This is a genomic window from Pseudonocardia yuanmonensis (assembly GCF_039542425.1).
Taxonomy (GTDB): domain Bacteria; phylum Actinomycetota; class Actinomycetes; order Mycobacteriales; family Pseudonocardiaceae; genus Pseudonocardia; species Pseudonocardia yuanmonensis.
The window spans coordinates 1-25,590 of sequence record NZ_BAABIC010000038.1; the positions used below are offsets into that span (position 1 = coordinate 1).

Consider the following 25,590-nt stretch of genomic DNA (forward strand, 5'->3'; position numbering starts at 1 on the left):
ATGTCGAGTTGGTGTTCACCCCGACCCACGCCTCCTGGCTGAACTGGATCGAGTCGGAATTCACCGCGCTGCGCTACTTCACCCTCGACGGCAGCGACTACCCCTCCCACACCGCGCAGGAAGCCGCGATTGCCGGCTACATCCGCTGGGCCAACCGCCACGCCCGCCCCAAGCGACGCTTCGCCCCCGAGTCCAAGATCCGCAAACCCGATCTACCGAACGTTGCCTGACGAGGCACTAGACGTCTTTGACAGCCAGGTAGGCGGCCTTGAACTGAGGCCGGATTCGGGCGAGTGCTTTTGCTACCGCTGCATGGCTGATCCCCACAGCCTCTCCGATCTCCCGCTGGCTGGGATACGAGCCCCCTTTCTCGAGCTCGTCGAGAAGGTACGTCAGCACCTTGAACGCCGTCTCATCCTTGCTGCTTGCGAGGCGAGCCATGATTCGCCGCACCTCTGCCGCAGTTGCCCGCCGGTCAAAAGCCGTCGCAACGCTCTCGTCGCTTGGGGGACTCGCCAGCTCGATGGTTTCCGCATCAACTAGGAGTTCCCTTCCCTGGCGGCGACGGAGATCCCAGGCCTCTCGTCGGACGGTAGTCACCAACCAGCTCCTCAGGCGGGATGGGTCTTCGATCTGGTGTGAATTCGTGACCAACTTCGTGAAGGTCTGCTGGAGCACTTCTTCGGCGTCGTGACGAGATAATCCTGTAGTCAAGGCGGCTTGGAGAACCAAGTTTGCGTTGCTCCGGATGATCTCATTCCAGGCGGAGTCATCACCGCTCGTGGCTCTCGACCAGAGGACTTCGATGGGGGTCGCTTCCTTCATCAGGCGACCTTGGACAGAAGATTCCGGAAGCTGAGTAGGACTTGCTCAACGTGACGCTCTGTAACCACTACGCCGGCGAGAAGTCGATGCCCGCTCAGTCTTTCAGCTACCTGGCTGCAGCGAGGAGGTTCGGCCGGCGCAGGCTTGGCTAGATCCAGGTACTCCGTGACGATCACGAACTCAACATCGAGCCTCTTGGCTACCAGATGCCGAAGGCACGTCTGTACAGCTTCGGGAGTGGCGCTGAAGAGTGACTCGGCGACCTCACGGTCCTGGGCTACTGGCGTTGGTCGTCGAAGCCACGGGTAATGCTCGCTGTGTGCCGTCTCGGGCATCTTCCCTCGGGCGGCATCAAGACCAGTATCTAAGAGCCAGTTGAGGAGGTCCTCCGGGCTTGGCTGGGGGCCCTGACCTGCGGCAGGGCGAGTGAACATGTGTGGACCAAAGAGATGGACCGCGAGCCTGACGATCTCTTCGGCGGTCTCTTGGCTAACACGTCCCTGGTAGGTGATGACGACGTAGTCGGCGAGGCATCGCCTTATCTCGACGTACTCAGCGGCTGTGGGCGCTCGAGATGGCCAGCCAGCAGAGCGCCACGCATTGACTGCCGTTTGGTACGCCTTCGAGCGCTTGTTCGAATCAGCAGAACGGAGCCGTGCCGTCGCTCGGTGTGGCCGCCCCCGCCGGTCCATCGCCACCCTCAGTGGTTGGTCAACTGCTTTCAGGAAGGTCGCCGTACCCCTGCCAGGTGTTACACGCTACTCTCAAGCATCGTCATCAGGAACGAGCAATCACTCTCTGTGAGCATGGGTGGGCGGGTATGTCGCTAGCGATTGCCGTCGCCACTGCAGCTTTCTTTGGCATTTTCAGCTTTCCAGTCAAAAACTATCAGTTCTGGTTTAGCTGGTGCTGGGGTCGAAGTACGTGTTGGCTGCTTGGCTACTTCATCCTCGCAGGCGGCGGTGGTGGCCTAATTGGTTGGGCTACGGCATACATAAGCAAGGCGAACCCCACAGGAAACGTATACTTGAATGGCTTTCTCTATGGGGTCACTGGAACACTTGCGCTTTGCATTGATGTTGGCGCTCGCTCCAGAGGAAGCAAACAGGAGGATAGACTCAAAGAGGCGAAGTCGCTTCTTGCTAAAGGTGTTGGCTGGATAGTTGATTGGCTTGATGCCGAGGCGGCCAAGAGCGCAACGAAGTGGCTCGACGGGTTGGATGATCTGCGACTGATTCATGCCAGCAACCGAGTCTTCGCCGAGATCATGAACACGCCTGATGCAGAACTCTCAAAGGCCAAAAAGAAGCAGCGTCGGGACGCCTACATGCCCCTGATCAAAGAGTTTGCCAAGGCCGATCCCAAAACTATGGATTACTCAGCTGCTCGAGCGCACCTCATCAGCTACACAGCCGCCTTCTTCAAAGCAGAGCGCTGGGCTAAAGCGCCGTCGCCGACTCTGCATCCTGGCGCCAGCCCCCCAGGGGCTTCGATTGCGTCACCAGCTTCCTAGGTCTTGCCGGTAAGGCACCCTATGGCCGCCCACCAAGGCGAAGAGAAGCGCCGACGCTTTGAGCTGACCACGCCGTAGGTGGCTAAGCAGGTCGACATTATGAGCGGATGCCCATAGCTCCATAACCCAAGCATAGCTAGATGTCTCAATATGACGAAGAAAAACGCGAAAGTCAAGTCGAGGAGCAAACGAGCCAGTTCTCGCAGATACTCGGCATCTTCGCGCTCATTTCCGGTGGCGCGAGCGACACGCCGCACCGGTAGCATCACGCGTCCGGCGGCGTCGCGTGCGTCCGGGGTCGCGACTTCAAAGGCCGAGCAGCGTGGCGGCGTTGTTCTCCCAGGCCTGGTGGATCCGCACGTAGGCGCCGACCGAGGCCAGGGAGCGGTGCCGCGTCTGGTGGGCGATGGCGCGGTCGGAGGCGCCGCGTAGGTGGGCGTAGGTAACGAACCCGGCCCGCAGCGAGTGCGCCGACCAGGGCCCGCCGCCGAGGCCGGCGCGGGCGATCGCGTTCAGCAACTTGTTCACCGACTCCGGGTGCAGTGGACGGCCGGTGGGCCGGTTGGCCTTGGTGACCTTGCGCAGCACCGGGCCCTCGCTGATGCCGGCGGCGTCGAGCCAGGCCTGTAGGGCGGTGACTGGGCAGCGGTCTGGGCGGTGCGCCCGGGGCAGCACGACGAGCTCGCGCTGAGCGTCGGTCTGGTTGGTCTTCGACCGCGGGATGCCGAGGACCAGGCCCCGGTGGGAGCCGTGGTCATGCTCGGTGAGCTGGTCGATGGTGAGCGCGGCGAGTTCGCTGCGGCGCAGCGCGGCGAAGAACCCGACCAGCAGCAGGGCGCGGTCGCGCAGCCCGGCCAGGTCCGGCTCGGGGGCACGGGTCTTCCAGCGCCGGGTCTCGGGGCAGGCGGCGACCACGTCGAACAGCTCGGGCGGCATGAGCGGGGCGGCCTGCTCGGGCGGGGCACCGTGGGTGCGCCGGATCCCCTCCCACACCGCCCCCACCCGGGCGCCGGCGCCGGGATCGGGATGATTGGCGAGCTGGTGGGCGAAGCGGATCGCCGAGAGCCGCCGCGACAGCGTGCCCACCTTGTGCCCGCGCGCGGCCAGCTCGGTGAGGTAGCCGGTGAGCGCCGCCGGGTCGGCCGGTAGTGGCGCCAGCTCGTGGGCAGCACACCAGGTGGAGAAGTCGGTCCAGTCGCTGCGGTAGTCGCGCAGGGTGTTGGCCGCCCGGGAGGCCGCGGCATAGCCGGCCTCCTCCTCGGTCAGCGGGATCTCGCCAGCGAGCTCGAGGCGCCCGGAGGCGGGCGCGCCGGTCGGGAACCCCAGGGCGGTCCGCTCCCCCGCTGCTTCGCATGAGTTGTAGTCCGACGTTGTGACAGTCCCCTCGGCCCAATCATGCCCCGTGGAGACCAGAGCGGCCGAAAGGTGATCACGCACGGGCGGACCCTAGCCGGGGCCACCGACAGTCCCCGGCCCGACGCGCCGCGCTCGTCGTGCACCGTCTAGCCGGGCTACTAGACGGGATTCGCTGCATTATCCCGGGTGATTGACTCTCCGACCGACACTTGTGCGTACTTGACACTGAGCCTGGACTGTGAGCACGGCTTAGTCGACGCGCCGCCCGCCTTCTACACACTGGCGTACCGACACGGCCGCGGGCCCGGGCCGTCACTGGACACGGACATAGATCATCTTTTACGCAGCGCGTATCTCAGTGCCCTTGCTATCTGTCTCCGGTGGGAGTTAGCTGTTTTCTCCCTGGGTCTGCCTCGCAGTGTAGGAGCGAGGTGAGTTCAGCGACGCGCCAGCAAAGGGGCGGGTCAATGGCGTCGATATTTATCAGTCACAGCAGCCGGGATCGAGCGGTCGTCGAGCGGGTCGTGGCGCGGCTCCGGGCCGCGGGCTTCGCCGCCTTGTTCGTCGACTTCGACCCCGAGCAGGGCATTTCCGCCGGGCGGAACTGGGAGCGGGAGTTGTACGCGCAGCTGCGCCGCAGCGACGCGGTGATCTACCTGGCTAGTGAGGCGTCGGTGACGTCCTCGTGGTGCCTTCTGGAAGTGGGCCTGGCCCGGTCGCTGGGTCGACCGGTGTTTCCCGTGCGGCTGGAGCGTGGCGTCGGATTGCAGCTGCTGGCCGATGTGCAATGGACCGATCTGATCGACCCCGAGCCGGGGCTCGACCGGCTGCTGGCTGGGCTACACGCAGCGGGCCTGGACCCGGCCGACTCCTTCGCCTGGGACTCACAGCGCTCGCCATATCCCGGCCTGGCGCCGTTCGCTTACGAGGACGCCGCGGTATTCTTCGGTCGCCAACAGGAGACCCACCGGCTAGTCGAGCTGCTAACCCCGACCCTCCAACACGGCCCGGGACGATTCGTGGCCGTTGTCGGTCCCTCGGGAAGTGGCAAGTCCTCTCTGCTGCATGCTGGGCTACTGCCCCGGCTGGCCCGGATGCCAGAGCGTTGGATGGTGGTGCCGCCGCTTCGGCCCGGCCGGCAACCCACTACCACTCTAGCCGGCAGCTTGGGACGAGCCTTTGGCACCCGCGGCTACCCCCGCCCAATCAACGAGATGGCCGCCGTACTCACGCGGGGATCGGCGGGGCTGGTCATGCTGGCCGGGCAGCTGGCCGACCTAGGCGCCAACGGCACCGGTCGACCCGGCGTGCTGATCGTCATTGACCAGGCCGAGGAGCTGCTGATCCGCACCGGCACCCACGAGCAGCAGGCCTTTCTCAAACTGCTCGTTGGCGCATTGCACGAGGACAGCCCGGTGTGGGCGGTGGCCACAGTACGCTCCGAATTTCTCAGCACCGCTCCCGATCGGGCCGGGTTGGCCGAGGCGATCGACGACCCACTGGTCATTGAACCGCTGAGTCGTAGTCGGCTGGCCGAGGTAATTGCGGGCCCCGCACACCGGGCGGGCCTGGATTTCGCCCCCGGGTTGGTCGAGCGGATGGTGGAGGACACGGCAGGGGGCGACGCGCTGCCGCTGCTCGGTTATACCCTGCACGAGCTCTACCAGCGCGTGGTGCATCAGGGGACCGTCGCCGAGGCTGACTACGATGCCGTCGGCGGCGTGGTCGGCGCCCTGCGGCGCCGGGCCGACCTGCTGACGGAGGAGCTGGACCGGCGCGGGCACGGACAGCTGGTCCTGCCGACGCTCATGCGGCTAGCCTCGGTCGCGGGCGACGAACAGCCCACCCGTCGGCGTCTGCGCCGCAGCGCATTTACTGCCGAAGAACAGGCGGTGATCGACGCTTTCGTCGACGCCTCCCTGCTCGTTAGCGACTACGGCTCGGGCGATTCCGGCGCCGACGGGACTGTCGAGGTCGCTCATGAAGCGCTGCTGCGCCAATGGCCTCCGCTACACGACGCGATCGAACTCGATCGGAACCTTCTGCGGCTGCGCTCGGAGCTGGAGCGACTGGCCGCCGACTGGCAGCACGGACGGCGCGATGACTCCTACCTGCTGCGGGGTGGCCGACTAGCCATGATCGACGGCTGGGCCGTTCAGCACCCGCACGAGCTCGGACCGCTCGAACAACAATTCTTGGAGGCCAGCCGCTCCCTGGCCACCCGGGAGCTGGAGGTCGCCCGTCGGTCCAACCGACGGCTCCGCGCACTGGCCGGTGGCCTGGCGCTGCTGCTGGTCGCTGCGCTGGTAGCCGCAGGGGTGGCTGTGATCGCGAACCAGAAAGCCCAGGCTCAGACCCGGCTGGCGCTGTCCCGGGAGCTCGCCGATGAAGCGGAGCGGCTTGCTAACACCCGACCGGACACGGCGATCCTGGCCGCTCTGCAGAGCCTTAGCCTGGCCCGCGACAACATGCCGCAGCCGCCGACCGCTCTCATTACCGGACTAGCTCGAGTCACCCACGCATCACGGCTGCTTCCCGGTCACACCGAACGGGTAAATGTGGTGGCATTCAGTCCGGACGGGCGGCTGCTGGCTAGCGCGGGCGTCGACGGCACCGTGCGGTTGTGGGACGTGGCTGTCGGCCAACCCTTCGGGCAGCCGCTGACCGGCGATTTGGACGACGTCTACGGAGTGGCATTCAGCCCCGACGGGCGGCTGCTGGCCAGCAGCGGAGGCAACACCGATCGCGCCGAGGGCGTCGTGCGGTTGTGGGACGTAGCCACCGGTCAGCCGCACGGTCCAGCGCTGACCGGCCATACCGGTGGGGTCGTCGGCGTTGCGTTTAGCCCGGATGGGCGGCTGCTGGCAACCGGTGGCGGTGACGGCACCGTGCGACTGTGGGACGTGGCCACGAGCCAAGCCTCCGGGCAACCGCTGACCGGCCACACCGAGCTGGTGCACGAGTTGGCGTTTAGTCCGGACGGGCAGCTGCTGGCCAGCGCAGGCATGGACGGCACGGTGCGGTTGTGGGACGTGGCCACCGGCCAACCCTCCAGGCAGCCGCTGACCGGCCACAGGTATGGGGTGTATGGAGTGGTGTTCAGCCCGGACGGCCGGCTGCTGGCCACGGCCGGCGAAGACGGCACAGTGCGACTGTGGGAAGTGGCCACCGGCCAACCCTCCGGGCAGCCGCTGGCCGGCCGTTCGGGCACGGTGTGGAGAGTGGCGTTCAGCCCAGACGGGCGGCTACTGGCTAGCGCCAACCGTGATGGCACGGTGCGTTTGTGGGACGTGGCCACTGGCCAACCCTCCGGGCAGCCGCTGATTGGCCACACTAACGATGTCTTCGGGGTGGCATTCAGTCCGGACGGGCGGCTGCTAGCGACCGCTGGTGGAGACACCACAGTGCGGCTATTCGACGTGGCCGAAACTAGCTCCATCAGCCGACCGCTGATCGGCCACAGCAATGGGGTTTTCGGGGTGGCCTTCAGCCCGAACGGGACCCTGTTGGCCAGCGCCGGTCTCGATGGCATGGTGCAACTGTGGGACGTGGCCACTGGCCAGCCACACGGTCCGCCGCTGACCGGCCACACCAGCGAGGTTAACGGGGTGGCCTTCAGCCCAGACGGAGCTCTACTGGCCAGCGCCAGCGGGGATCAGACGGTGCGGCTGTGGGACGTAGCCACTGGCCAACCGCACGGTCCGCCGCTGACCGGCCACACCAACGTGGTTGTTGGGGTGGCCTTCAGCTCAGACGGAGCTCTACTGGCCAGCGCCAGTCCCGATGGCACGGCGCGGCTGTGGGACGTAGCCACTGGCCAGCCGCACGGTCTACCACTGACCGGCCACCCCCGGATCCAAGCGGTAGCGTTCAGCCCGAACAAGAAGTTGCTGGCAACCTCCAGCCTCGACGGCTCTGTATGGCTGTGGGACGTCGCCACCGGCCAACCCTCCGGGCCGCCTCTGATCGGACATGTCAACACGGTTATTGGGTTAGCGTTCAGGCCGGACGGGGCCCTGCTGGCTAGCGCCAGTCTCGATGCCACGGTGCGGCTGTGGGACGTGGCCACTGGCCAGCCGCACGGTCCACCGCTGACCGGCCACACCAACGGGGTTGTCGGGGTGGCCTTCAGCCCGGACGGGAGCCTGCTGGCCACCGCCAGCTGGGATGAGACCGTCCGGCTATGGGACGTGGCCACTGGCCAGCCACACGGCCCACCGCTGACCGGCCACACCAACGCGGTGCTCGGCGTGGCATTCAGTCCGGACGGACGATTGCTGGCCACCGGCAGCGAAGATGGCACGGCGCGGCTGTGGAACCCATTCTTTGAATCCTGGCAGACAGCCGGATGTGAACTTGTTAACCGCAACCTGACCTTGGCTGAATGGAGTCAACTACTGCCAGACCTTCCTTACGAGCGCACCTGCCCCGACTTGCCCGCTGGCCAAGGAGCACCGCCCGATGCGCCAGCGGCCGAATACTTCGATTGAACCGCCGGACTGGCGTCCCACATACGTGCTTATGTCAGTCAGGCAAGGGGCGGCGAGTCGAGACCTGCTTTCTCAGCGCGCGCACGCGGCGGCTCCTTGATTGAAGGTCGCAGCACGGTCCCTGCCGTCGACAGTCGGCTAATGGCCGCGGCCAATCCTTGACAGCCCCTCGTGCTAGTGCTGTTCGCCGCGCCTGCGCATGCGAATTCGTCTACCAGTGCAGCGACCAGGTTTAGTTCTTAAGGCGCTCGCCAGATCTTGTACCCGTCCGATGGCTTCCTGCGGTGGCATCCGACCCCCGAACACCCGCCCCGAACCGCGCCCAGGGAGGCTCACGGGCATCTGTCGATGCCCGCCCGAGCAGGCCTGGGCGGTCATCGGGCTGGCGTAGATCTCAACGGAGCGGCCGCCGCCGATGGCGAAGCCACCGCCAGCCGGCGAGGCGGTGTTGGTGAGCATGTACCAGGTGAGCTCAAGGCGGTCGAGCCATTCCTGCTCGTTGCCCCACCCGGCCTGGACGGTGTAGGCAGGAGATGCGCTGGTCAGTGATCCAGTGCAGCGCCTCGCGCGGGTCGTCGGTGGTGTCGACGAAGCGGGCCCCGACCAGCCCGCGCCAACCGCTGCCCGCTGCGAGCGGATCAGGGTCGGCGACGGCGCCTCGGTGCGCGGTCTTCGTGTCGATCATGCCGAGCTTCCGCATGGCCTGGCGCCACCCCGGGGTGCAGCGGCAGTACTCCGGCACCGCGGGGCGGGTGGAAGACCGCCCACGAGCGGCTGCGCCGCGCGCCATTGCCACGCCGCGACGGCCGAATTCACTGCTTGGTGCACCCGCTCCGGACGCCGCCGTCGCCTGCGGCCGCCGACACCATCTCCACCTACCTCACCGAGCTCGCCCGCCACGGCGCCAAGGTCGGCACGATGAGCCGGCGACTGTCGTCGATTCGCTTCGCTCACCAGCTGCGCGACCTTTCCGGATCCGAGGACCGGAGCGCGGGTGGTCGCGGTGTGGGAGGGCATCCGACGCACCCACGGCGCCCCACCCGAGCAGTCCGCCCCGCTCATGCCCCCGGCGCTCGACGACGTGCTCGCGAACTGCCCGCAGACCCGCACCTGGAAGACCCGCCCCCGGAACCGGACCTGGCGGGCCTGCGCGACCGGGCCCTGCTGTTGGTCGGGTTCTGGGGCGCGCTGCGCCGCTCCGAGCTTGCCGCGCTGACCGTCGAACAGCTCAGCACCCACGGACCGCGGGCTGGTCCTGGCGCTGCCCCCGGTCGAAGACCAACCCGCGCGGTGAGCAGAGCGAGCTCGTCGTGCTGCCTACGCCAACCGCCGCGCCCGCTGCCCGGTCACCGCCCTGCGCACCTGGCTCGACGCCGCCGCGATCACCACCGGCCCGGTCCTGCGCAAGATCTCAAAGGCAACCGGGTCCTCGACCGCGCCCTGCACCCCGAGTCGATCAACGACCTAGCGAGTCGCACAACGGCCTTCCGCGAGTCGCGTTGTGAGCTCCCGCGAGTCGGGGTGTGGGCTTCCGCGAGTCGGGGTGTGGGCTTCCGCGAGTCGGGCTGTGGGCTTCCGCGAGTCGGGAGTTCCGGCGGCGCGAGTCGTGAGTTCGAGAGGGGCGAGTTCTCCCGTTCCGCCCCGGGCGGAGCGGCCGCGGAGCTAGCGTCCGGGCGTGCCGTTCCCGGTCCCGCCGCCCGCCACCCGCGACCAGGCCGACGCCCATCGCTACGGCCTGCGGCGGCTGGAGGCAGCGTTGGTGCGCGCCGATCCGGTGCCGCTGCACGAGCAGCTGCGCGCGCAGCGCCGGGCGACGCTGGTCGGTGTCGTCCTCGCGCTGCTCGGCCTCGCCGCCGCGGCCGTGCAGGCGGCGCTCGCGCCCCGGCCGGACTGGGCCCGGCAGGCCCTGGTGGTGGGCACGCCGTCGGGCGCGGTGTACGCCGTCGCCCACGAACCCGACCGGCTCGTCCCGGTGCCCGACGCCGTTGCCGGCCGGCTCGTGCTGGCCGCCCTCGGACTGCCCGCCGGCGAGCCGCGGATGGTGCAGGACGACGAGCTGGCGGGCGCGGCGCGCACCGCCCCGGCCCTGGTGCCCGGCGCCGTCGGGGTGCGGCTCGGCGGGCCCGCGGTGCCCGAGCGCTGGGCCGTGTGCGACGGGCCGGACGGTACGACCGTGCTGGCGGGGACCTTGCAGTTCGACCAGCGCGATGATCCTGCGCTGTTCGTGGAGGCGCCCGGCGGCGAGCGGTTCGCGGTGCTCGAGGGCGTCCGGCACGCGATCGGCGCCGACCCGACCGTCGCGGCCGGGCTCGGCCTCGCCGGCCTCACACCCCGGCGGGTGGGCCCGTCGACGCTGTCCGCGATCCCCGAGGGACCGGCGTGGGCGCCGCCCGTCCTGCCCGACGGGCCGGGCCCCCGCGGGGTGCCCGGCCGGCCCGGCGACGTCCTGACGACCACCGGCCTCGACGGCGGCCGCACCTACCTCGCGATCGTGCCGGGCGGCGTCCAGGAGGTGCCGTCGACGCTCGCCGAGGTGCTGCGGGCGCAGGGCGGCTTGGGCCCCCGCGAGGTGACGCCCGCGGTGGTCGCCGAGGTCCCGCGGCTCGCGACGCTGCCCACCGCCGGGTGGCCGGACCGCGTGCCGACGTGGTCGTCGGCGCCGGGCGTGGTGTGTGCGACGTCCGTCGACGGGCGGACGGGGGTGAGCGTGAGTCCGGGGATCCCGGCGGTCCCGGAGGGGGTGCGGGTGCCGCTCGTCGGGGGCGAGGCGACCGCGGCCGTGCTGCTCGGCGGCGGCCCGGTGCGGGCGGTGTCACCGACCGGGGGCGGGACGGTCTGGCTCGTCTCGGCCGGCGGGATCGCCCACGGCGTCGCCGACGCCGACACCGCCGCGGCCCTCGGCCTGCCGAGCGCGCTGCCGGCCGGGCCCGAGGCGGTGCTGCGGCTGCTCCCGCAGGGCGGCCGCCTCGACCTCGCCGACGCCCGCCGCGCGGTCGGGTCCGGCGGGTCCGTCGGGTCCGCGGGCTAGTCAGCCGGTCAGCTCGCGGCGGATGCGGTCGGCCAGGGTGCGGGCGGGACGGCTGAGCCCGGCCCGGTCCCGGGTCGCGAGGACGAGAGTGCGCTGGGCCCAGGCGTCGTCGAGCGGGATGCCGACGAGCCCCTCGGCGATGTTGCGCGCCGGCAGGATCGCGATCCCGACGCCCGCCGCCACCGCCCGGCACACGGACGCCGTGTCGGGGAAGCGGCCGCGGTGCCGCGGATGGGCGCCGAGCGGTAGCGCCTGCCGGCGGAGGTGTTCCTCGAGCGGGTTGCCCTCGGCGTAGCCGACGAAGGGCCGGTCGAGGACGTCGGCGAAGGCGAGGCGGCCCGCCGCGGCCAGCGGATGGTCCGGGGCGCAGGCGACGAGCAGCGGATCGGGACACAGCCGGACCGTCTCCAGCCCGCCGAGGTCGACGGTGTCGGCGAGGAGCCCGAACTCGGCGCGCCCGGACGTCAGCCCGACGACGATCCGGTGGCTCGGCCGCTCCAGGAGGTCCACGTCGGCGTCGGGATGATCGGCCAGGAAGCCGACCAGGACCGCCGGCAACAGGCTCGACGCGGAGGTGTTGGCCAGGACGGTGACCGTGGCCGGCCGGCCTGCGAGGTCGGCGAGCTCCAGGCGCATCCGGTCGTGGCGCTCGACGATCTCCCGCGCGTGCGCGAGGAGCAGGGCGCCCGGCCGGGTGGGGCGGACCCCGCGTCGGTGCCGGTCGAGCAGCGGCGCCCCGGAAGCGGCCTCCATCGCGCGGATCCGGCCGCTGGCCGAGGGCAGGGAGAGGTGCACCAGCTCCGCGGCGCGGGTGATGCTGCCGTGCTCGACCACGGCGAGGAAGAGCCGGAGATCGAGCAGGTCGAAGGCCATCGTGGGACGATACTGCCTTCGGCCCGGCCGAAGGCACACCCGGCGAACGGCGCATTGTGCGTCCCCGGCCGGCCGCCCATCCTCGATCCGTGGAGCACAACGGGGTCGACGTCGAGCGGGTGGCGGCGGTGGTGCGCCGGATCGCGCCGGTCGCGGCCCTGCTCGTGCTGGTCGCGGCGGTGCTCCTCGGCGACGCGGCCGGCGCGCGGGCGGTGTCCCGCGCCGCGCCGGAGCTCTTCCGGACCGAGGCGACCCTCGTCGACGCCGCACCGAGCAGCGGGCCGGACGAGAACGCGTTGCTGCCGCAGGCCCGGGTGCCGGCGATCTGGCTCGGGCCGGACGGGACGAGCCACCTCGGGTCGCTGAGCGTCGACGCGGGCACCCCTGCGGGCCGGACCGTCCCGATCTGGATCGACGCCGCGGGTGAGCCGGTGTCCCCGCCGACGACGGGCGCGGCCGACGCGGTCGTCGTCGGCGTCGTCGCCGCACTGCTCGGCTGGGCCCTGATCGCCGCGGCGCTCGTGGTCACCGCGGTCGCGGCGGCCCGGCAGCGGGCGCGCCGCATCGCCGAGGAGTGGGCGGCGGCGGAGCCGCTCTGGAGCGGGCGCAGCTCACGGACGGAGCCGCCGGGCGAGCAGCGGTGAGGCCGCGGCGAGGGCGCACAGGGCCGTGACCGCCGCGAGGGGCAGCCAGGCGGGGGTGCGGTGCGGCGGCGGGCCGGCCGCGGTCCCGACGGTGGTCGGCGGCGGTCCGGTCGCGGGCAGCAGGGTGAGGGCGGCCAGCGGATCGACGACGCCGGCGCCGAGCGCGTCGGACCGCCCGCCTGGGACGCGCCGGGAGCCGGCGACGAGGCGTTCGGCGACCTCCGCCGCGTCGAGCTCCGGGACGCGCTGGCGGACCAGCGCGGCCGCGCCCGCGACGACCGGGACCGCCAGGCTCGTGCCCTGCAGATCGGCACCGGTCAGCCCCGAGCCCGGAGCGAGCGAGCGCAGGCCGGTCCCGCGGGCGGCGAGGTCGACCCACGGGCCGTGGACGGTGAAGGCCGCCGGGGCGTCGTCCGGGGTGGTGGCGGCGACGGCGAGCACGCCGTCGTCGAGCACGCCAGTGCTGCCGGACCAGCCCGCGGCGGCGGGCAGCGGCACCTCGCCGGGTTCGCCGGTGCAGCCGCCGGAGCCGACGTTGCCGGCAGCGGCGACGACCAGCACGTCGGCGGCCTTCGCCACCTGCAGGGCGGCCCGCAACGGCCGTCCGACGACGGCGGCGCGGGCGGCGTCGAGGCACACGGCCTCACTGATCGTCACGACCGAGGCGCCGAGCCCGACGGCCCGCAGCACCGCCTGGGCGAGCGATGCGGTGTCGCCCGCGGGCATGGTCTCCCCGCTGGGCGTCGTCACCGCGAACGACGGGCTGGCCTGCCGGATCGCGACGACCTCGACGCCCGGTGCCACGCCGACGACGTCGTCCTCCGGGTCGGGGGTCGCGGCGAGCAGGCCGGCGACCGCGGTGCCGTGCCCGTCGCAGTCGGTGAGGCCGTCGCCGCCGGTGAGGTAGTCGCCGCCGCCGGCCAGCCGGGGCAGGCGGGCGTGCGGCGCCACCCCGGTGTCGATCACCGCGACCCGCACGCCCGTGCCGTCGGCCAGCGCGTGCACCTCGGCGAGCGGCAGGCCGCCGCCCCGACCGCTGCCGCCCGCGCCGACGCACTCGGTCACCTGGCTCAGCCCGCCCTCCGGGCCGGCCGCGAGCGCGACCAGCAGCGCGGCGACCGGGACGAGCGCGCTCACCACCCGCGGACCAGCGCGAACAGGTCGAGCGCCCCGGCGGCGAGCGGGATGCAGAGCGCGGTGAGGACGAGCTCGGCGAGGTCGACGGTTCGCCGGCCGACCGGCCCGATCCGGCCCGGGCGGCCGTGCCGGCCGAGCACGGTGAGCAGCGCGCCGAGGATCGCGAGGGCGACCAGGAGCCGGACCGGGGCCGGCGCCGTCAGCGTCCCCGCCACCGCGGCGCCGGCCCCGCCGAGCAGCCCCGCCACCTGCAGGGCGCGGGCGGGCAGCGGCTCGGCGAACCCCCTCGCGCGCAGGAGGAGCACGGCGCTGGCGGCGGCGGCCAGGAGCGGCCCCCACCAGCCCGGTGCGGCCGCGGCGAGCACCGCGCCGCCCGCGGTGCCGACGGCCGTGCCGAGCACCAGGCCGGCGAGGTGTCGGCGGGCGAGATCGACCTGCACCGCCCCGTCGCCCGTCGAGCAGGGTGGGGCCGACGGCCCGCCTGCGCCGAGGCGCTCCGGCACGACGGCCGCGTCGGCCGGGAGCACTCCGGCGAGCCGCAGCGCCACCCGCGGGAGCAGCGGCGCGGCCAGCACGCCGGTGACCGCGCACGCCGCACCCGCCGTCGCCGGTGTGCCGCCGGTGAGCAGCAGCACCGTGCAGGCCGCCGTGGTCGTCGTCCCGACGAGGAACGCGGCGGTCAGGACGGGCGCGACGACCCGCACGACGGTCTGCGCCGTCGCCGCGCCGAGGGCGAGGAGCAGCGCCGCGCCCAGCGCTGCCGCGGTCGGCGAGCCGGGCGCGAGCAGCCATCCGGCCGCTGCCGCGGGTGGGAGCGCGCACAGGGCGGGGACGAGGCCTCGCGGCCTGGCCGCGGAGCCCGCAGCGGACGTCGTCGGGAGCTCGGCACCGGTGCGCACGGGTGACTCGGCGACGGCGCCGGGCGTCGCTGCGCGACCGCCACCGCGTGCGACGACGAGCGCACCCGTCGCCGCCCCGATCCCCACCGCGATGCCGGCCGCGGTGACGAGCAGTTCGCCCCCGCGTAGCGCCCCGAGCAGCACGGACGTACTCGTCACCACGACGAGAAGCGCGGCGTGGAGCGCCCGGTCGTCGCCGCCCCGCGCCCCGGCCTCGACGGCCGCGGCGAGGGCCTCGGGCAGGTCGTCGAAGCGCGGGGGCGGCGGCGGGGCGACGGCCGGGCCGATCCGCAACAGCTCGCCGTCGTGCACCCCGAGTTGGGCGAGCGTGGCGCCGGGTGGGAGCGGAGCACCGGCCGCGCCGTCGAGCCGCCAGGGCGCCGGCGCCCGCCCGGCGGGTTCCGGCTCGCCGAGCAGCTCCCGCACCATCGGCACCAGCTCGGCGACGGCGAGGTCCGCGGGCAACGCGACGTCGAGCCGGCAGGCCGGGGCCAGCACCGTCACGCGGCGGTAGGCGTCCACACACGACCTCCCCGGTCCCTCACGACTTCGGCGAAACGGCCCCGCGGAGGGGGACGCGTTGCGATCATCCGAGGGCAGTATCGGCCGGACGGGTGCCCGCCCGCGGCCGTTCGGCGAAAGTGGGGGCACGAGTGGGGACGGTCGACGTCGCACGGCGCCGCCGGCAGGCACCGGCGCCGCCCGTCGGTGAGATCCGGGTGGAACCGCCGCCCGAGCCGGAGCGTGCGGTCCCGCCGGGGCTGCTCGCGCGGGCACTGCCGGTGGCGATGCTGCTCGGCTCGCTCGGCGTGATCGGCGTGATGGGCCCGGGCGAGCCGACGGCGTGGCTGTTCGGCGGGATGGTCGCGCTGTCCTCGGTCGGCATGCTGCTCACCGGCGGCACCGCCCGCGGCTCGGAGCGCACCGCGACCGTCGACGAGGACCGCCGGGACTACCTGCGGTACCTGGCCCAGCTGCGCGCCCGTGCCGCGCGCGTGGCCGCCGCCCAGCGGGCCGCTTCGGAGGACCGGCACCCGCACCCGGCCGCCTGGCCCGAGCTGCTGGCGGCCGGGCGGCTGTGGGAACGCGACCCGGGCGACGGCGACTTCGCCCACGTCCGGGTCGGCCTCGGCCCGCAGGAGCTCGCCACGCCGCTCGTGCCGCCCCGTACCGGACCCGTCGACGCCGTCGAGCCGGTGAGCGCCCGCGCGCTGCGGCGGCTGCTGGCGCGGCACTCGGTCGTGCCGGACCTGCCCGTCGCGGTCGACATGCGGACCTCGTCGGCGGTCTGGCTCGACGGCGCCCCCGGGCGGGCGCGGGCCGTCGCCCGGGCCGTCGTCGCCGGGTTCGTGCTCGGGCACGCCCCCACAGACGTCCGCGTCGCGGCGCTCACCGGCGGCCCGGCCTGGGACTGGCTGAAGTGGCTGCCGCACACCGCCCACGCCGTCGACCGCGACGCCCTCGGCCCCGTCCGCATGATCACCGCGGACCCCGACGAGCTCCGCCGCTGGTGGGCCGCGGACCCCGGGCCGCGGCACCTGCTCGTCGTCGTCGACGGGCCGGCCGACGGGCCCGGGGCGTGGGCGGCGGAGGGCGTGACCGTGCTGCGGGTCGGTGTGCCCGCGGGGCGGCGGGAGTCCGCCTCGGTCGTGCGGCTGCGCCTCGACCAGCCCGGCCCGCTGAGCCGCCCGGACGAGCTCGGCGCCGCCGGCGCCCTCGTCCTCGCCCGCCGCCTCGCCCGGTACCGGCCCGCGGGCACCGCGCAGGCCCGGCCGGCGGCGCAGGGCCTGCCCGACCTGCTCGGACTCACCGGAATCGACCCCGTGGACGTCGCCGCGCTGCGGCGCGCCCGGTCCGCGGCCGACCGGATGCGGATCCCGCTCGGGCTCGACGACGCCGGCCGGCCCCTCCTGCTCGACCTCAAGGAGTCCGCGCGCGGCGGCAGCGGGCCGCACGGGCTGTGCGTCGGGGCGACGGGTTCGGGCAAGAGCGAGCTGCTGCGGACCCTCGTGGTCGGGCTGGTGCTCGCGCACGGTCCCGACGAGCTCAACCTCGTGCTGGTCGACTTCAAGGGCGGGGCGACCTTCCTCGGCCTCGCCGGGCTGCCGCACGTGTCCGCCGTGATCACCAACCTGGCCGACGAGCTCGCCCTGGTCGACCGGATGGCCGACGCGTTGGAGGGCGAGATCACGCGGCGCCAGGAGCTGCTGCGGGCGGCCGGGCTCGCCGGGATCGCCGAGTACGACGGGGAACGGGCCGCCGGGCGGGACCTGCCGCCGCTGCCGGTGCTCCTGATCGTGGTCGACGAGTTCTCCGAGCTCCTGGCGCGCCGGCCCGAGCTGGTCGAGCTGTTCGTCACGGTGGGGCGGCTCGGCCGCTCGCTCGGGCTGCACCTGCTCCTCGCCTCGCAGCGGCTCGACGAGGGGCGCTTGCGCGGGCTGGAGTCGCACCTCTCCTACCGGATCGCGCTGCGCACCTTCTCGGCCTCGGAGTCGCGGGCGGTGCTCGGCGTCCCGGACGCCCACACGCTGGCCGCGACGCCCGGTGCGGCGATCCTCGCGGCCGGGACCGACCAGCTCGTCCGGTTCCGCGGGGCGTACGTCTCGGGTGCAGCCCCAAGGGGCGGAGCATCCGTCGCGCGGCGGGCACACCTGTTCACGGCGGCTCCCGTGACCGCGCCGGAGCCGCGCCCGGAGCCGGCCGGCCAATCCGTGCTCGACGCCGCGGTCGACGCTGTCGTCGCCCTCGGAGGGCCTGCGGCACACCGGGTCTGGCTGCCCCCGCTCGACGAGCCACCCCCCCTCGACGAGCTCGGCGCCGGGTCCGCGCTGCGGGTGCCGGTGGGTCTGGTGGACCGGCCGGCGCGGCAGCGGCGGGACCCGCTCGTCGTCGACCTGGCCGGGGCGGCGGGGCACGTCGCGGTGGCCGGGGGACCGCGGTCGGGCAAGTCCACGGCGCTGCGCACCCTCGTCGCCGCCCTGGCCCGGGCGCACACCCCGGCCGAGCTCGGCGTGCACGTGCTCGACCTCGGCGGCGGGGCGCTCTCGGTGCTGGCGGAGCTGCCGCACGTCGGCACGGTCGCGGCCGAGCCGGACCTGGTGCGACGCACGCTGGCCGAAATGGGCGGGCTGCTCGCGCGGCGCGAGGCGCGGTTCCGCGCGGAGGGCATCGGCTCGGTCGAGGAGTTCCGGGCACGCCGGGCCGCCGGGGAGCTGGCGGACGAACCGGCGACGGACGTCCTGCTCGTCGTCGACGGGTACGGCGCGGTGGCGGGCGAGCCGGCCGCCGGATCCGGTCCCGACCCGGCCGCCCGGCTCGCCGCGATCGCCGCCCGGGGCCTCGCGTACGGGATCCACCTCGCGGTGTCGGTCGGCCGGTGGGGCGAGCTGCGGCCGGCGCTCAAGGACCAGCTCGGGACCCGCCTGGAGCTGCGGCTCGGCGAGCCCGGGGACTCCGAGGTGGACCGCCGCCGCGCCGCGGGCGTGCCCGCCCGGCCCGGCCACGGCCTCGCGCCGGACGGCGACGCGATGGTCCTCGCCGCGCCCGGCCCGCTCGTCCACCGACCCGGGCCGGCCTTCCCGCCGGTCCGGGTGCTGCCGGCGCTTGTGCCCGCGGAGCCGCTGCTGAGCGCCACCGACGGGGTCCTGCTCGGCGTCGACGAGGAGCGCCTCGAGCCGGTCCTGCTCGATCCCGCCGAGCCGCACCTGCTCTGCTTCGCCGACGCCCGCAGCGGCAAGACGGGCCTGCTCCGGCTCGTGGCCCGCGGCGTCGCGGCCCGGCACACGCCGGAGCAGGCGCGGATCGTGGTGATCGACCCGCGCCGGTCGCTGCTCGGCGCACTGCCCGCGGGCCACGTGATCGAGCACGCGGGCACCCCGACCGCGATCGCCGACGCGGGCCGGGAGCTCGCCGGGACCCTGCGCCGCCGGCTGCCCGGACCCGAGGTCACCCCGGAGCAGCTCGCGGCGCGGGACTGGTGGTCGGGCCCGGAGGTGTGGGTGCTCGTCGACGACTACGACCTCGTCGCCCCGGTCGGCTCCACCGCGCCGCACCCCCTCGCCCCGCTCGCGGAGTTCCTGCCGCAGGCCGCCGACGTCGGGCTGCACCTGGTGGTCGCGCGGCGCACCGGTGGCGCCGCGCGGGCGTTGTTCGACCCGGTCGTCGGGCGGCTGCGCGAGCTCCGCGGGCCCGCGCTGGTCCTGCAGGGCAGCCCGGACGAGGGGCCGCTGGTCGCCGGGGTCCGCGCCGGGCCGCAGCCGCCGGGCCGGGGGCTGCTCGTCGACCGGCACGAGGGTCCGCGGCTCGTGCAGCTGGCGTGGGCGGAGCCGTGAGGCTGCGAACCGCTCGGGGACCGGCGCCGGCCGGAGCCGCTGCCCGCCGTGGCTCGGCGCCGGGCGCGGCCGGGTCGGACGGTCGACCGGTGACGGCTCCGGCCGGGTCGGGCGGAGCCGTGGCGTGCCCCGTAGACCCGGGCTCGAGCGGCACCCGGGTGATCGGCCGGGAGGACGGCCGGTCGGTCCTGCTCGGCGTGCTCCCGGTGGGTGTGCCACCGGGGGCGGCGGTCGCCGCCTTCGTGCCCGGCGCGCAGGCGGTCCGGCCGGCGCCGCTGCCCGGCGTGGTCGTCGACGCCGGGGCGACGCGCACCCGCGTGCTGCGCGACGGCAGGCTCGTCCGGCAGATCCCGGTCGGCGGGCTGCACCTCGACGCGGCGGTACGCGCACTGCTGCCCGCCCCGCCGCGCCGACCCACCGACGTCACGGTGCTCCGCGAGACGCTCTCGCTGCTGCCCGCGGCCACGATCGGCACGGACGCCGGGAGGGTCCGGATCACCGCCGGGCAGGTGCGGGAGGTGCTCGCGCCGCTGTTGGCCGAGATCGCGGCGGTCGTCGCGGCGGCCGCCGGCCCGCCCGGGCCCGTGCTGCTGGTCGGCGGGGTGGCGCGCACCCCGCTGCTCGCCGAGCTGCTCGACGGGGCGGGGGTCGGGCAGGTCGCGGTGGCACCGTGCCCGGAGGTCGCGGCCGTCCTCGCCGCGCCGCCGCCCGGGCAGTGGAACGGCGCGCCCGTGGAGCGGAACGCCGCGGCCGTGGAGGGGAACGCCGCGGCCGTGGAGCGCGCGGACCTTCCCCCGCCACCACCCGGTCCCCGACCCCGCCTCGGGGTCGCCCTCACCGCCGTCCTCGCCGTCGTCGCGGCCGCGGGCCTGATCGGCCTCGGCCGCCTCCTGCCCGACCCGCTGCCCGCGGACCGCCTGGTCCAGTACGGCTACGAGGTCGCCGTGCCGGAGGGCTGGGCCCACGTCGGCGGGGCGCCCGAGCACCGCCGCACCCTGCTCGCACCGGCGGCCGAGCCGGAGGCGACGGGACTCGTGGCCGTCGAGCGCACGCCGCTCGGCTACGACGCCGGCACCGAGGCCGCCCGCGCCCGCGCGGAGCTGCGGGAGCGCTACGACCGGGCGGTCGCGGCCGGCCAGCGGCTGGAGGGCTTCCGCGAGGAGGGCGGCGAGCTGCGCTACCGGGAACCCGACGGCGCGGCGGCGGTCGAATGGCACGTCCGGCTGGAGGGGACGGACCAGCTCAGCGTCGGCTGCCGGTACCCGCCGGGCGGCTCGGCGGCGGTGGACCGGGCGTGCGCGGTGGTCGTCAGGTCGCTGCGGATCCGCGGGTGAGCCCCTTCACCATCGCGAACGGTCTCCCCGAACCGGCCCGGCACCCGTCCCGCGCTGCCAGGCTCGCCGCACCACACCAGGGAGGACCTCATGACGAGCGGGACGACCGGGGCCGGCGGGTTCGGCACCACACCGGAGGAGATGGCCAGGGCAGGCGCCCGGGCCGTGGAGACGGACGAGCACGTGCAGGCCGAACTGGCGGGGCTGCGGTCGCGGCTCACCCCGCTCGCCGGCACCTGGCGCGGGGAGGCCGCGGCGACCTTCGAGGCGCTCATGGCGCGCTGGGACGCCGACGCCCGCGCGCTCTCCGCCGCGCTGGGCGGCATCGGCGAGGCGATCACCGGGGCAGGCCGCACGTACCGGCAGGCCGAGGAGGAGCAGTCGGCCTCGCTCTCGGCGATCCGCGCCGCACTGGGCTGAGGGGGTCGGGGACGTGGGGGAGATCAGGGTCACGTTCGCCGAGCTCGCCGCGGCGCGCACCGCCGTCGCGGGCACCGCGGCGCGCATCACCGGCCGGCTCGACGACCTGCGCCGCGAGCTGGCCCCGCTGGTCGCGACCTGGGAGGGCGAGGCCGCGACGGACTACGCCGCCCGGCAGCGGCAGTGGGACGCGGCCGCCGCCGACCTCACCGCCGTGCTCGCCCGGATCGGCGAGGCGCTGGGCCGGGCAGAGGAGGGCTACCGCCGCGTCGAGCAGGCCAACGCCCGGCGCTGGGCCTGAGCGGGCCGAGCCTGACGGGCGCCGGGCCGGACGGGCTTGCGGGGCCGGACCGGTCGCGCGCCCGGCCCCCGCGTGGGGAGCCGGGGAGCGGGGCGCGTACCCTCGTCGGTGCAGGGCGTTCGCGGTCCGGAGGGGGCGTTTTGACCTCCGTTCCGAGCGGCGGGTACCCTGACTGTTCGTTGTGCGACGGGTGGAGACCCGCGCCGCCGCCGGCCCCGGCTGGTGGTCGGGCGGCGTCCGCACCGGCGCACTCAGAAGAGAGACTGACTTCGAGGCAGCTCCCGAGCCCGAGAACGACGAGGTAGACCCGTGCCCACGTACAGCCCCAAGCCCGGTGAGATCACCCGTGCCTGGCACGTGATCGACGCCACCGACGTGGTGCTCGGTCGACTGGCCACCCACGCCGCCACGCTGCTGCGCGGCAAGCACAAGCCGACCTACGCCCCGCACATGGACACCGGCGACTTCGTCGTCATCGTCAACGCGGAGAAGATCGCCGTCTCGGGCAAGAAGCGCGACGACAAGTTCGTCTACCGGCACTCGGGCTACCCGGGCGGTCTCAAGCAGCGCTCGGTCGGCGAGATGATCGAGGCGCACCCCGACCGGCTGGTCGAGAAGGCCGTCAAGGGCATGCTGCCCAAGAACCGGCTCGGCCGGGCGATGGCCAAGAAGCTGAAGGTCTACGCCGGCCCGTCGCACCCGCACGCGGCCCAGCAGCCGCAGCCGTTCGAGATCACCCAGGTCGCGCAGTGACCTACCCCGAGAGCAACGAAGAGGGACAGAGCGTGAGCACCCCCGAGTCGCCCGAGCAGGAGGGCTACACCTCCGAGGCCGGCGACAGCCTGGACTACACCATCGGCGACGCCGCGTCGTACGAGACGGGCGAGACGGGCGAGACGGGCGAGACCGAGGCCCCGGCCGACGAGTTCGCCGTCGAGGCCCCGATCGTCTCCGACCGCCCGGTGCAGACCGTCGGCCGTCGCAAGGAGGCCGTGGTCCGGGTGCGGCTCGTCCCCGGCTCGGGTCAGTTCAGGCTGAACGGGAAGTCCCTCGAGGTCTACTTCCCGAACAAGCTGCACCAGCAGCTCATCAAGGAGCCGCTGGTCACGGTCGAGAAGACCGAACGGTTCGACATCTTCGCCAACCTCACCGGCGGCGGCACCTCCGGCCAGGCGGGTGCGCTGCGCCTGGCCATCGCCCGCGCGCTGGTCGAGGTGGACTCCGAGGACCGCCCGCCGCTGAAGAAGGCCGGCTTCCTCACCCGGGACGCCCGCGCCACCGAGCGCAAGAAGTACGGCCTCAAGAAGGCCCGCAAGGCGCCCCAGTACTCGAAGCGCTGATCCGGTAGCCGGATGCGTCGACTCTTCGGAACCGACGGCGTCCGGGGCCTGGCGAACGGCGAGCTCCTCACCCCGGAGCTCGCCGTTTCCGTCTCCGCCTCGGCCGCCCGCGTCCTCGCCGCCCACCGCGCCGCCGGTGACGAGCACCGGCCCGTCGCGCTCGTCGGGCGCGACCCCCGGGCCAGCGGGGAGATGCTCGAGGCCGCCGTGCTCGCCGGTCTCACCTCCGCCGGGGCGGACGCGGTCCGCCTGGGCGTGCTGCCCACCCCGGCCGTCGCCCACCTCGTGGACGCCCTGGGCGCCGATCTCGGCGTCATGATCTCGGCCTCGCACAACGCGATGCCGGACAACGGGATCAAGCTCTTCGCCGCGGGCGGGCACAAGCTGCCCGACGCCCTGGAGCTGGAGATCGAGCAGGGGCTCGACGCCGAGTGGACCCGCCCGACCGGCGCGGACATCGGCCGCGTCCGGGACCTGCCCGACGCGCTCGAGCGCTACGTCGCACACCTGCTGGTCGCGACCCCCCGCCCGCTCACCGGGCTGAAGGTCGTCGTCGACTGCGCGCACGGGGCGGCCTCGCAGGCCGCGCCGACGGCCTACGCCAAGGCCGGGGCCGAGGTCGTCGCGCTGCACGCGGCGCCGGACGGGCTGAACATCAACGCCGGCGTCGGGTCCACGCACATGGCCGCGCTGCAGGCGGCCGTGGTCGAGCACGGCGCCGACCTGGGCATCGCGCACGACGGCGACGCCGACCGGTGCCTGGCCGTCGACGCCCAGGGCCGGATCGTCGACGGTGACCAGATCATGGCGGTCCTCGCGCTCGCCATGAAGGAGTCCGGCGAGCTCGCCGAGGACACCCTCGTCGCCACGGTGATGAGCAACCTCGCGCTGCACCTGGCGATGAAGGCGGAGGGCGTGACCCTGCGCACCACCGCCGTCGGCGACCGGTACGTGCTCGAGGACCTGCGGGCCCACGGGTTCGCCCTCGGCGGCGAGCAGTCCGGGCACGTCGTGCTGCCCCGGCACGCGACCACGGGCGACGGGCTGCTCACGGCGATGCGGGTGATGAGCCGCATGGTCGAGACCGGCCGGTCCCTGGCGGAGCTCGCCTCCGTGGTGCAGCCCCTCCCGCAGGTGCTGCAGAACGTGCAGGTGGCCGACAAGGAGGCCGTCGCGGCGTCGCCCGCGGTGGCCGAGGCGGTGGCGAAGGCCGAGGCCGAGCTCGGGGAGACCGGGCGGGTGCTGCTGCGGCCGTCGGGTACCGAGCAGCTGGTCCGGGTGATGGTCGAGGCCGGCACCCAGGAGCTCGCCGAGTCCACCGCCGGCCGGATCGCCTCCGTGGTGGCCGGAGCCGTCTGACCCGGCTGTGTGCCCAGGCCGTCCGACCGGGCGGTCCGGGCCGGCTTCCTCAGCGGATCTTCGGGCGGCCCGAGCCGGAGGGCCACGCACCCGGGCTGAGCGACTGCCCGGCGGCGCTCAGGGCGGTCCCGGCTCCCGCCTGTCGTCGAGCAGCGGGAGCCGGACGCCCCGGGTCTCGCCCGCCCGCCGCCCGCTCGTGCCCGGCAGGACCGGGCCGGCGGCGTCGACCGGCGCGGCGAGGCCCCGCGCGAGCCCGGCGACGGCCTCCGCCTGCCGCTCCAGCTCCCGCCCGACGAGCGCGAGCCGCTCGGCGAACTCCGTGCCCCGGGCGTCCCACCAGCTCGTGCGCACGGCCCGGGCGCCGCGGGCGGCGTCGGCGGCTGCGGTGCTCAGCCGCTCGACCAGTGCGTCGAGCTCCCGGCGGCTCACCGGTGCCCGAGGGCCTGGTCGCCGAGCGCCCGGGCCGCCTCGCCCTCCGCGAGCCGCGCCGAGGCCGTGACCTGCCGGAAGACGGCGGCCGCCGCGGCCATCTCGCCCGCCGCGCCGGCCACGACCCGGCCGATGTCGTGGCGCTCGTCGGGTCCCGAGGACAGGTCCCGCGCGAGCACCTCCAGATCGAGCCCCAGGGCGGCGGCGTGGGCGGCGGCCGCGTCGAGACCGTCGGGATCGAGATCGAGGTCCGGGTGCACGCGGACAGGATGCGGGCACCGCGGCCGGACCGGGCAGCGCCCGGAGCCGATCGTTCGCGATCGCGAACGGCTCAGGCCTGCGGGGTCTCCAGCACCGTGCCGGGGACCTTGCCGTCGATCAGCTCGTCGACCCGGTCCTCGTCGCACAGCTCCTTCAGCAGGAACGCGGTGACCAGCGCGCGCGTGATGCGGCGGGTCTTCGCGTCCGGTCCGCCGGAGAGCACCAGGTCGGACCAGTGCAGACCCTCGAGGAAGTCGGTGTGCCCGGCCTTGGGCAGGCGGCGCACCCAGGTGGGGCCCGCGCAGGCCGCGGCGATCTGCTCGCCGTGCCCGCCGACCGGGGCGACGGTGTCCTTCCCGGCGAGCAGGTGCAGCGACGGCACCGACACCGCCTTGGCCGCCTCGGCCGGCGAGGGGCGGGTCTGCGCGGCCGCGATCGCCACCACCGCGGCGACCTTCGGGTGCCCGGCCGCGGCCAGCAGCGCCGCGCCCGCGCCGATGCCGTGCCCGGCGAGCGCCGTCCGCCGCGAGTCCACGCTGATCCTGCCGTCGCCGAGCCGGACGCCGGCGCAGACGTCCAACGTGGTTCGCAGGTCGGCGGAGAAGCGCGAGACGCTCGGCAGCGGGCTGCCCTGGGATCCGGGGGCCGCGGCCACGATGCCCCACGACGCGAGGTGGCGCAGCAGGTCCGCGTAGCGCGACACCGGCTGCATCCAGTCGTGCCCGAAGGCGACGGCGGGCAGGCCGAGCCCCTCGGCCGGCGCGAACACCACGCCGGGCGTGCCGACGAGCCCGAGGTCGCCGCGCAGCACGTCGTTGGGGCCGGGCCGGGACAGCTGCTCCAGCGCGTCCTTGGCGTTCCGCAGGGCGGGAGGACGGGTGAACGTGCTGGTCCGGCTCACAGCGGAACCGTACCGTCGCCCGATCACCCCCGCCCAGCGGCGTACCTCGAACGATCCGCCCTCCGGACAGCCCGCCCGCGGCGGGGTGGCCACCGCGAGCAGCGGGTGTGGTAGCACCACTCCTGTTCCGCGGCCCGCCTGTCCCTAGC

The 25,590-nt window shown here is 73.9% G+C and carries 20 protein-coding genes and 1 pseudogene; 12 read left to right on the forward strand and 9 right to left on the reverse strand.

The window, feature by feature from the left end:
• A pseudogene (locus ABD990_RS32805) lies at positions 1-230 on the forward strand (IS630 family transposase); the annotation flags it as partial.
• A 7-nt stretch (positions 231-237) separates the two neighbouring features.
• Here the strand turns inward: ABD990_RS32805 and ABD990_RS32810 are convergent.
• The gene (locus tag ABD990_RS32810) at positions 238-825 is read right to left on the reverse strand and encodes an RNA polymerase sigma factor (RefSeq protein WP_345384700.1); all 588 of its coding nucleotides are present in this window, start codon (positions 823-825) and stop codon (positions 238-240) included.
• An 820-nt stretch (positions 826-1,645) separates the two neighbouring features.
• Between ABD990_RS32810 and ABD990_RS32815 the strand changes: the two genes are divergently transcribed.
• Positions 1,646-2,338 (forward strand): hypothetical protein, encoded by a 693-nt coding sequence (locus ABD990_RS32815; protein WP_345384701.1) that lies wholly within the window; start codon positions 1,646-1,648, stop codon positions 2,336-2,338.
• Positions 2,339-2,644: 306 nt separating this feature from the next.
• Here the strand turns inward: ABD990_RS32815 and ABD990_RS32820 are convergent, their stop codons facing one another.
• On the reverse strand, positions 2,645-3,775 hold the full coding sequence (locus ABD990_RS32820) for a site-specific integrase (RefSeq protein WP_345384702.1): 1,131 nt from the start codon (positions 3,773-3,775) through the stop codon (positions 2,645-2,647).
• Between the two features lie 350 nt (positions 3,776-4,125).
• Between ABD990_RS32820 and ABD990_RS32825 the strand changes: the two genes are divergently transcribed.
• Positions 4,126-8,184 carry an nSTAND1 domain-containing NTPase gene (locus tag ABD990_RS32825; RefSeq protein ID WP_345384703.1) on the forward strand — a complete coding sequence of 1,353 codons (4,059 nt, stop codon included), beginning with the start codon at positions 4,126-4,128 and terminating at the stop codon, positions 8,182-8,184.
• Between the two features lie 472 nt (positions 8,185-8,656).
• Here the strand turns inward: ABD990_RS32825 and ABD990_RS32830 are convergent, their stop codons facing one another.
• Complete coding sequence (locus tag ABD990_RS32830; RefSeq protein WP_345384704.1) at positions 8,657-8,869, reverse strand: hypothetical protein; 213 nt, start codon at positions 8,867-8,869, stop codon at positions 8,657-8,659.
• 990 nt (positions 8,870-9,859) lie between these two features.
• On the opposite strand from ABD990_RS32830, the gene eccB reads away from it, so the two are divergent.
• Positions 9,860-11,212 (forward strand): type VII secretion protein EccB, encoded by a 1,353-nt coding sequence (eccB, locus tag ABD990_RS32835; RefSeq protein WP_345384705.1) that lies wholly within the window; start codon positions 9,860-9,862, stop codon positions 11,210-11,212.
• Here eccB and ABD990_RS32840 read toward each other — a convergent pair whose 3' ends face one another.
• Positions 11,213-12,085, reverse strand: coding sequence for a LysR family transcriptional regulator (locus tag ABD990_RS32840; protein WP_345384706.1), 873 nt, complete (start codon positions 12,083-12,085; stop codon positions 11,213-11,215). It lies immediately after the preceding gene.
• Between the two features lie 89 nt (positions 12,086-12,174).
• Here ABD990_RS32840 and ABD990_RS32845 point away from each other — a divergent pair, with 89 nt between their 5' ends.
• The gene (locus tag ABD990_RS32845) at positions 12,175-12,729 is read left to right on the forward strand and encodes an Rv1733c family protein (RefSeq protein WP_345384707.1); all 555 of its coding nucleotides are present in this window, start codon (positions 12,175-12,177) and stop codon (positions 12,727-12,729) included.
• Here the strand turns inward: ABD990_RS32845 and ABD990_RS32850 are convergent.
• Together ABD990_RS32850 and eccD are read right to left on the reverse strand one after the other, a co-directional pair.
• Positions 12,697-13,866, reverse strand: a complete 1,170-nt coding sequence (locus ABD990_RS32850) for a S8 family serine peptidase (protein ID WP_345384708.1) — start codon at positions 13,864-13,866, stop codon at positions 12,697-12,699. The two genes, ABD990_RS32845 and ABD990_RS32850, sit on opposite strands and share 33 nt — an antisense overlap.
• On the reverse strand, positions 13,863-15,287 hold the full coding sequence (gene eccD / locus ABD990_RS32855; protein ID WP_345384709.1) for a type VII secretion integral membrane protein EccD: 1,425 nt from the start codon (positions 15,285-15,287) through the stop codon (positions 13,863-13,865). The genes ABD990_RS32850 and eccD overlap by 4 nt, the downstream gene beginning before the upstream one ends.
• A gap of 197 nt (positions 15,288-15,484) precedes the next feature.
• Between eccD and eccCa the strand changes: the two genes are divergently transcribed.
• The 7 genes from eccCa to glmM all read left to right on the forward strand — a co-directional run bounded on the left by eccCa (position 15,485) and on the right by glmM (position 23,850).
• Positions 15,485-19,096, forward strand: a complete 3,612-nt coding sequence (gene eccCa / locus ABD990_RS32860) for a type VII secretion protein EccCa (RefSeq protein ID WP_425569714.1) — start codon at positions 15,485-15,487, stop codon at positions 19,094-19,096.
• 89 nt (positions 19,097-19,185) lie between these two features.
• Positions 19,186-20,430, forward strand: a complete 1,245-nt coding sequence (locus tag ABD990_RS32865) for a type VII secretion-associated protein (RefSeq protein ID WP_345384710.1) — start codon at positions 19,186-19,188, stop codon at positions 20,428-20,430.
• Between the two features lie 90 nt (positions 20,431-20,520).
• On the forward strand, positions 20,521-20,850 hold the full coding sequence (locus ABD990_RS32870; RefSeq protein ID WP_345384711.1) for a WXG100 family type VII secretion target: 330 nt from the start codon (positions 20,521-20,523) through the stop codon (positions 20,848-20,850).
• 13 nt (positions 20,851-20,863) lie between these two features.
• Positions 20,864-21,151: a WXG100 family type VII secretion target gene (locus tag ABD990_RS32875; protein WP_345384712.1), complete on the forward strand. Its 288-nt coding sequence runs from the start codon at positions 20,864-20,866 to the stop codon at positions 21,149-21,151.
• Positions 21,152-21,460: 309 nt separating this feature from the next.
• The gene (gene rplM, locus ABD990_RS32880) at positions 21,461-21,904 is read left to right on the forward strand and encodes a 50S ribosomal protein L13 (RefSeq protein WP_345384713.1); all 444 of its coding nucleotides are present in this window, start codon (positions 21,461-21,463) and stop codon (positions 21,902-21,904) included.
• 32 nt (positions 21,905-21,936) lie between these two features.
• On the forward strand, positions 21,937-22,491 hold the full coding sequence (gene rpsI / locus ABD990_RS32885; RefSeq protein ID WP_345384714.1) for a 30S ribosomal protein S9: 555 nt from the start codon (positions 21,937-21,939) through the stop codon (positions 22,489-22,491).
• A gap of 12 nt (positions 22,492-22,503) precedes the next feature.
• Positions 22,504-23,850, forward strand: a complete 1,347-nt coding sequence (gene glmM / locus ABD990_RS32890) for a phosphoglucosamine mutase (protein WP_345384715.1) — start codon at positions 22,504-22,506, stop codon at positions 23,848-23,850.
• Positions 23,851-23,967: 117 nt separating this feature from the next.
• Here the strand turns inward: glmM and ABD990_RS32895 are convergent, their stop codons facing one another.
• The 3 genes from ABD990_RS32895 to ABD990_RS32905 all read right to left on the reverse strand — a co-directional run bounded on the left by ABD990_RS32895 (position 23,968) and on the right by ABD990_RS32905 (position 25,441).
• The gene (locus ABD990_RS32895; protein WP_345384716.1) at positions 23,968-24,279 is read right to left on the reverse strand and encodes a hypothetical protein; all 312 of its coding nucleotides are present in this window, start codon (positions 24,277-24,279) and stop codon (positions 23,968-23,970) included.
• Positions 24,276-24,539 (reverse strand): hypothetical protein, encoded by a 264-nt coding sequence (locus ABD990_RS32900; protein ID WP_345384717.1) that lies wholly within the window; start codon positions 24,537-24,539, stop codon positions 24,276-24,278. The genes ABD990_RS32895 and ABD990_RS32900 overlap by 4 nt, the downstream gene beginning before the upstream one ends.
• 71 nt (positions 24,540-24,610) lie before the next feature.
• Positions 24,611-25,441: a poly(ethylene terephthalate) hydrolase family protein gene (locus ABD990_RS32905; RefSeq protein ID WP_345384718.1), complete on the reverse strand. Its 831-nt coding sequence runs from the start codon at positions 25,439-25,441 to the stop codon at positions 24,611-24,613.
• Between the last annotated feature and the right edge of the window lie 149 nt (positions 25,442-25,590).

Excerpts from the sequence above, each read along its gene's own strand:
- ABD990_RS32810 (WP_345384700.1), bottom strand. The coding sequence starts at position 825 with ATGAAGGAAGCGACCCCCATCGAAGTCCTCTGGTCGAGAGCCACGAGC.
- ABD990_RS32815 (WP_345384701.1), top strand. The coding sequence starts at position 1,646 with ATGTCGCTAGCGATTGCCGTCGCCACTGCAGCTTTCTTTGGCATTTTC.
- ABD990_RS32830 (WP_345384704.1), bottom strand. The coding sequence starts at position 8,869 with ATGATCGACACGAAGACCGCGCACCGAGGCGCCGTCGCCGACCCTGAT.
- ABD990_RS32840 (WP_345384706.1), bottom strand. The coding sequence starts at position 12,085 with ATGGCCTTCGACCTGCTCGATCTCCGGCTCTTCCTCGCCGTGGTCGAG.
- ABD990_RS32870 (WP_345384711.1), top strand. The coding sequence starts at position 20,521 with ATGACGAGCGGGACGACCGGGGCCGGCGGGTTCGGCACCACACCGGAG.
- glmM (WP_345384715.1), top strand. The coding sequence starts at position 22,504 with ATGCGTCGACTCTTCGGAACCGACGGCGTCCGGGGCCTGGCGAACGGC.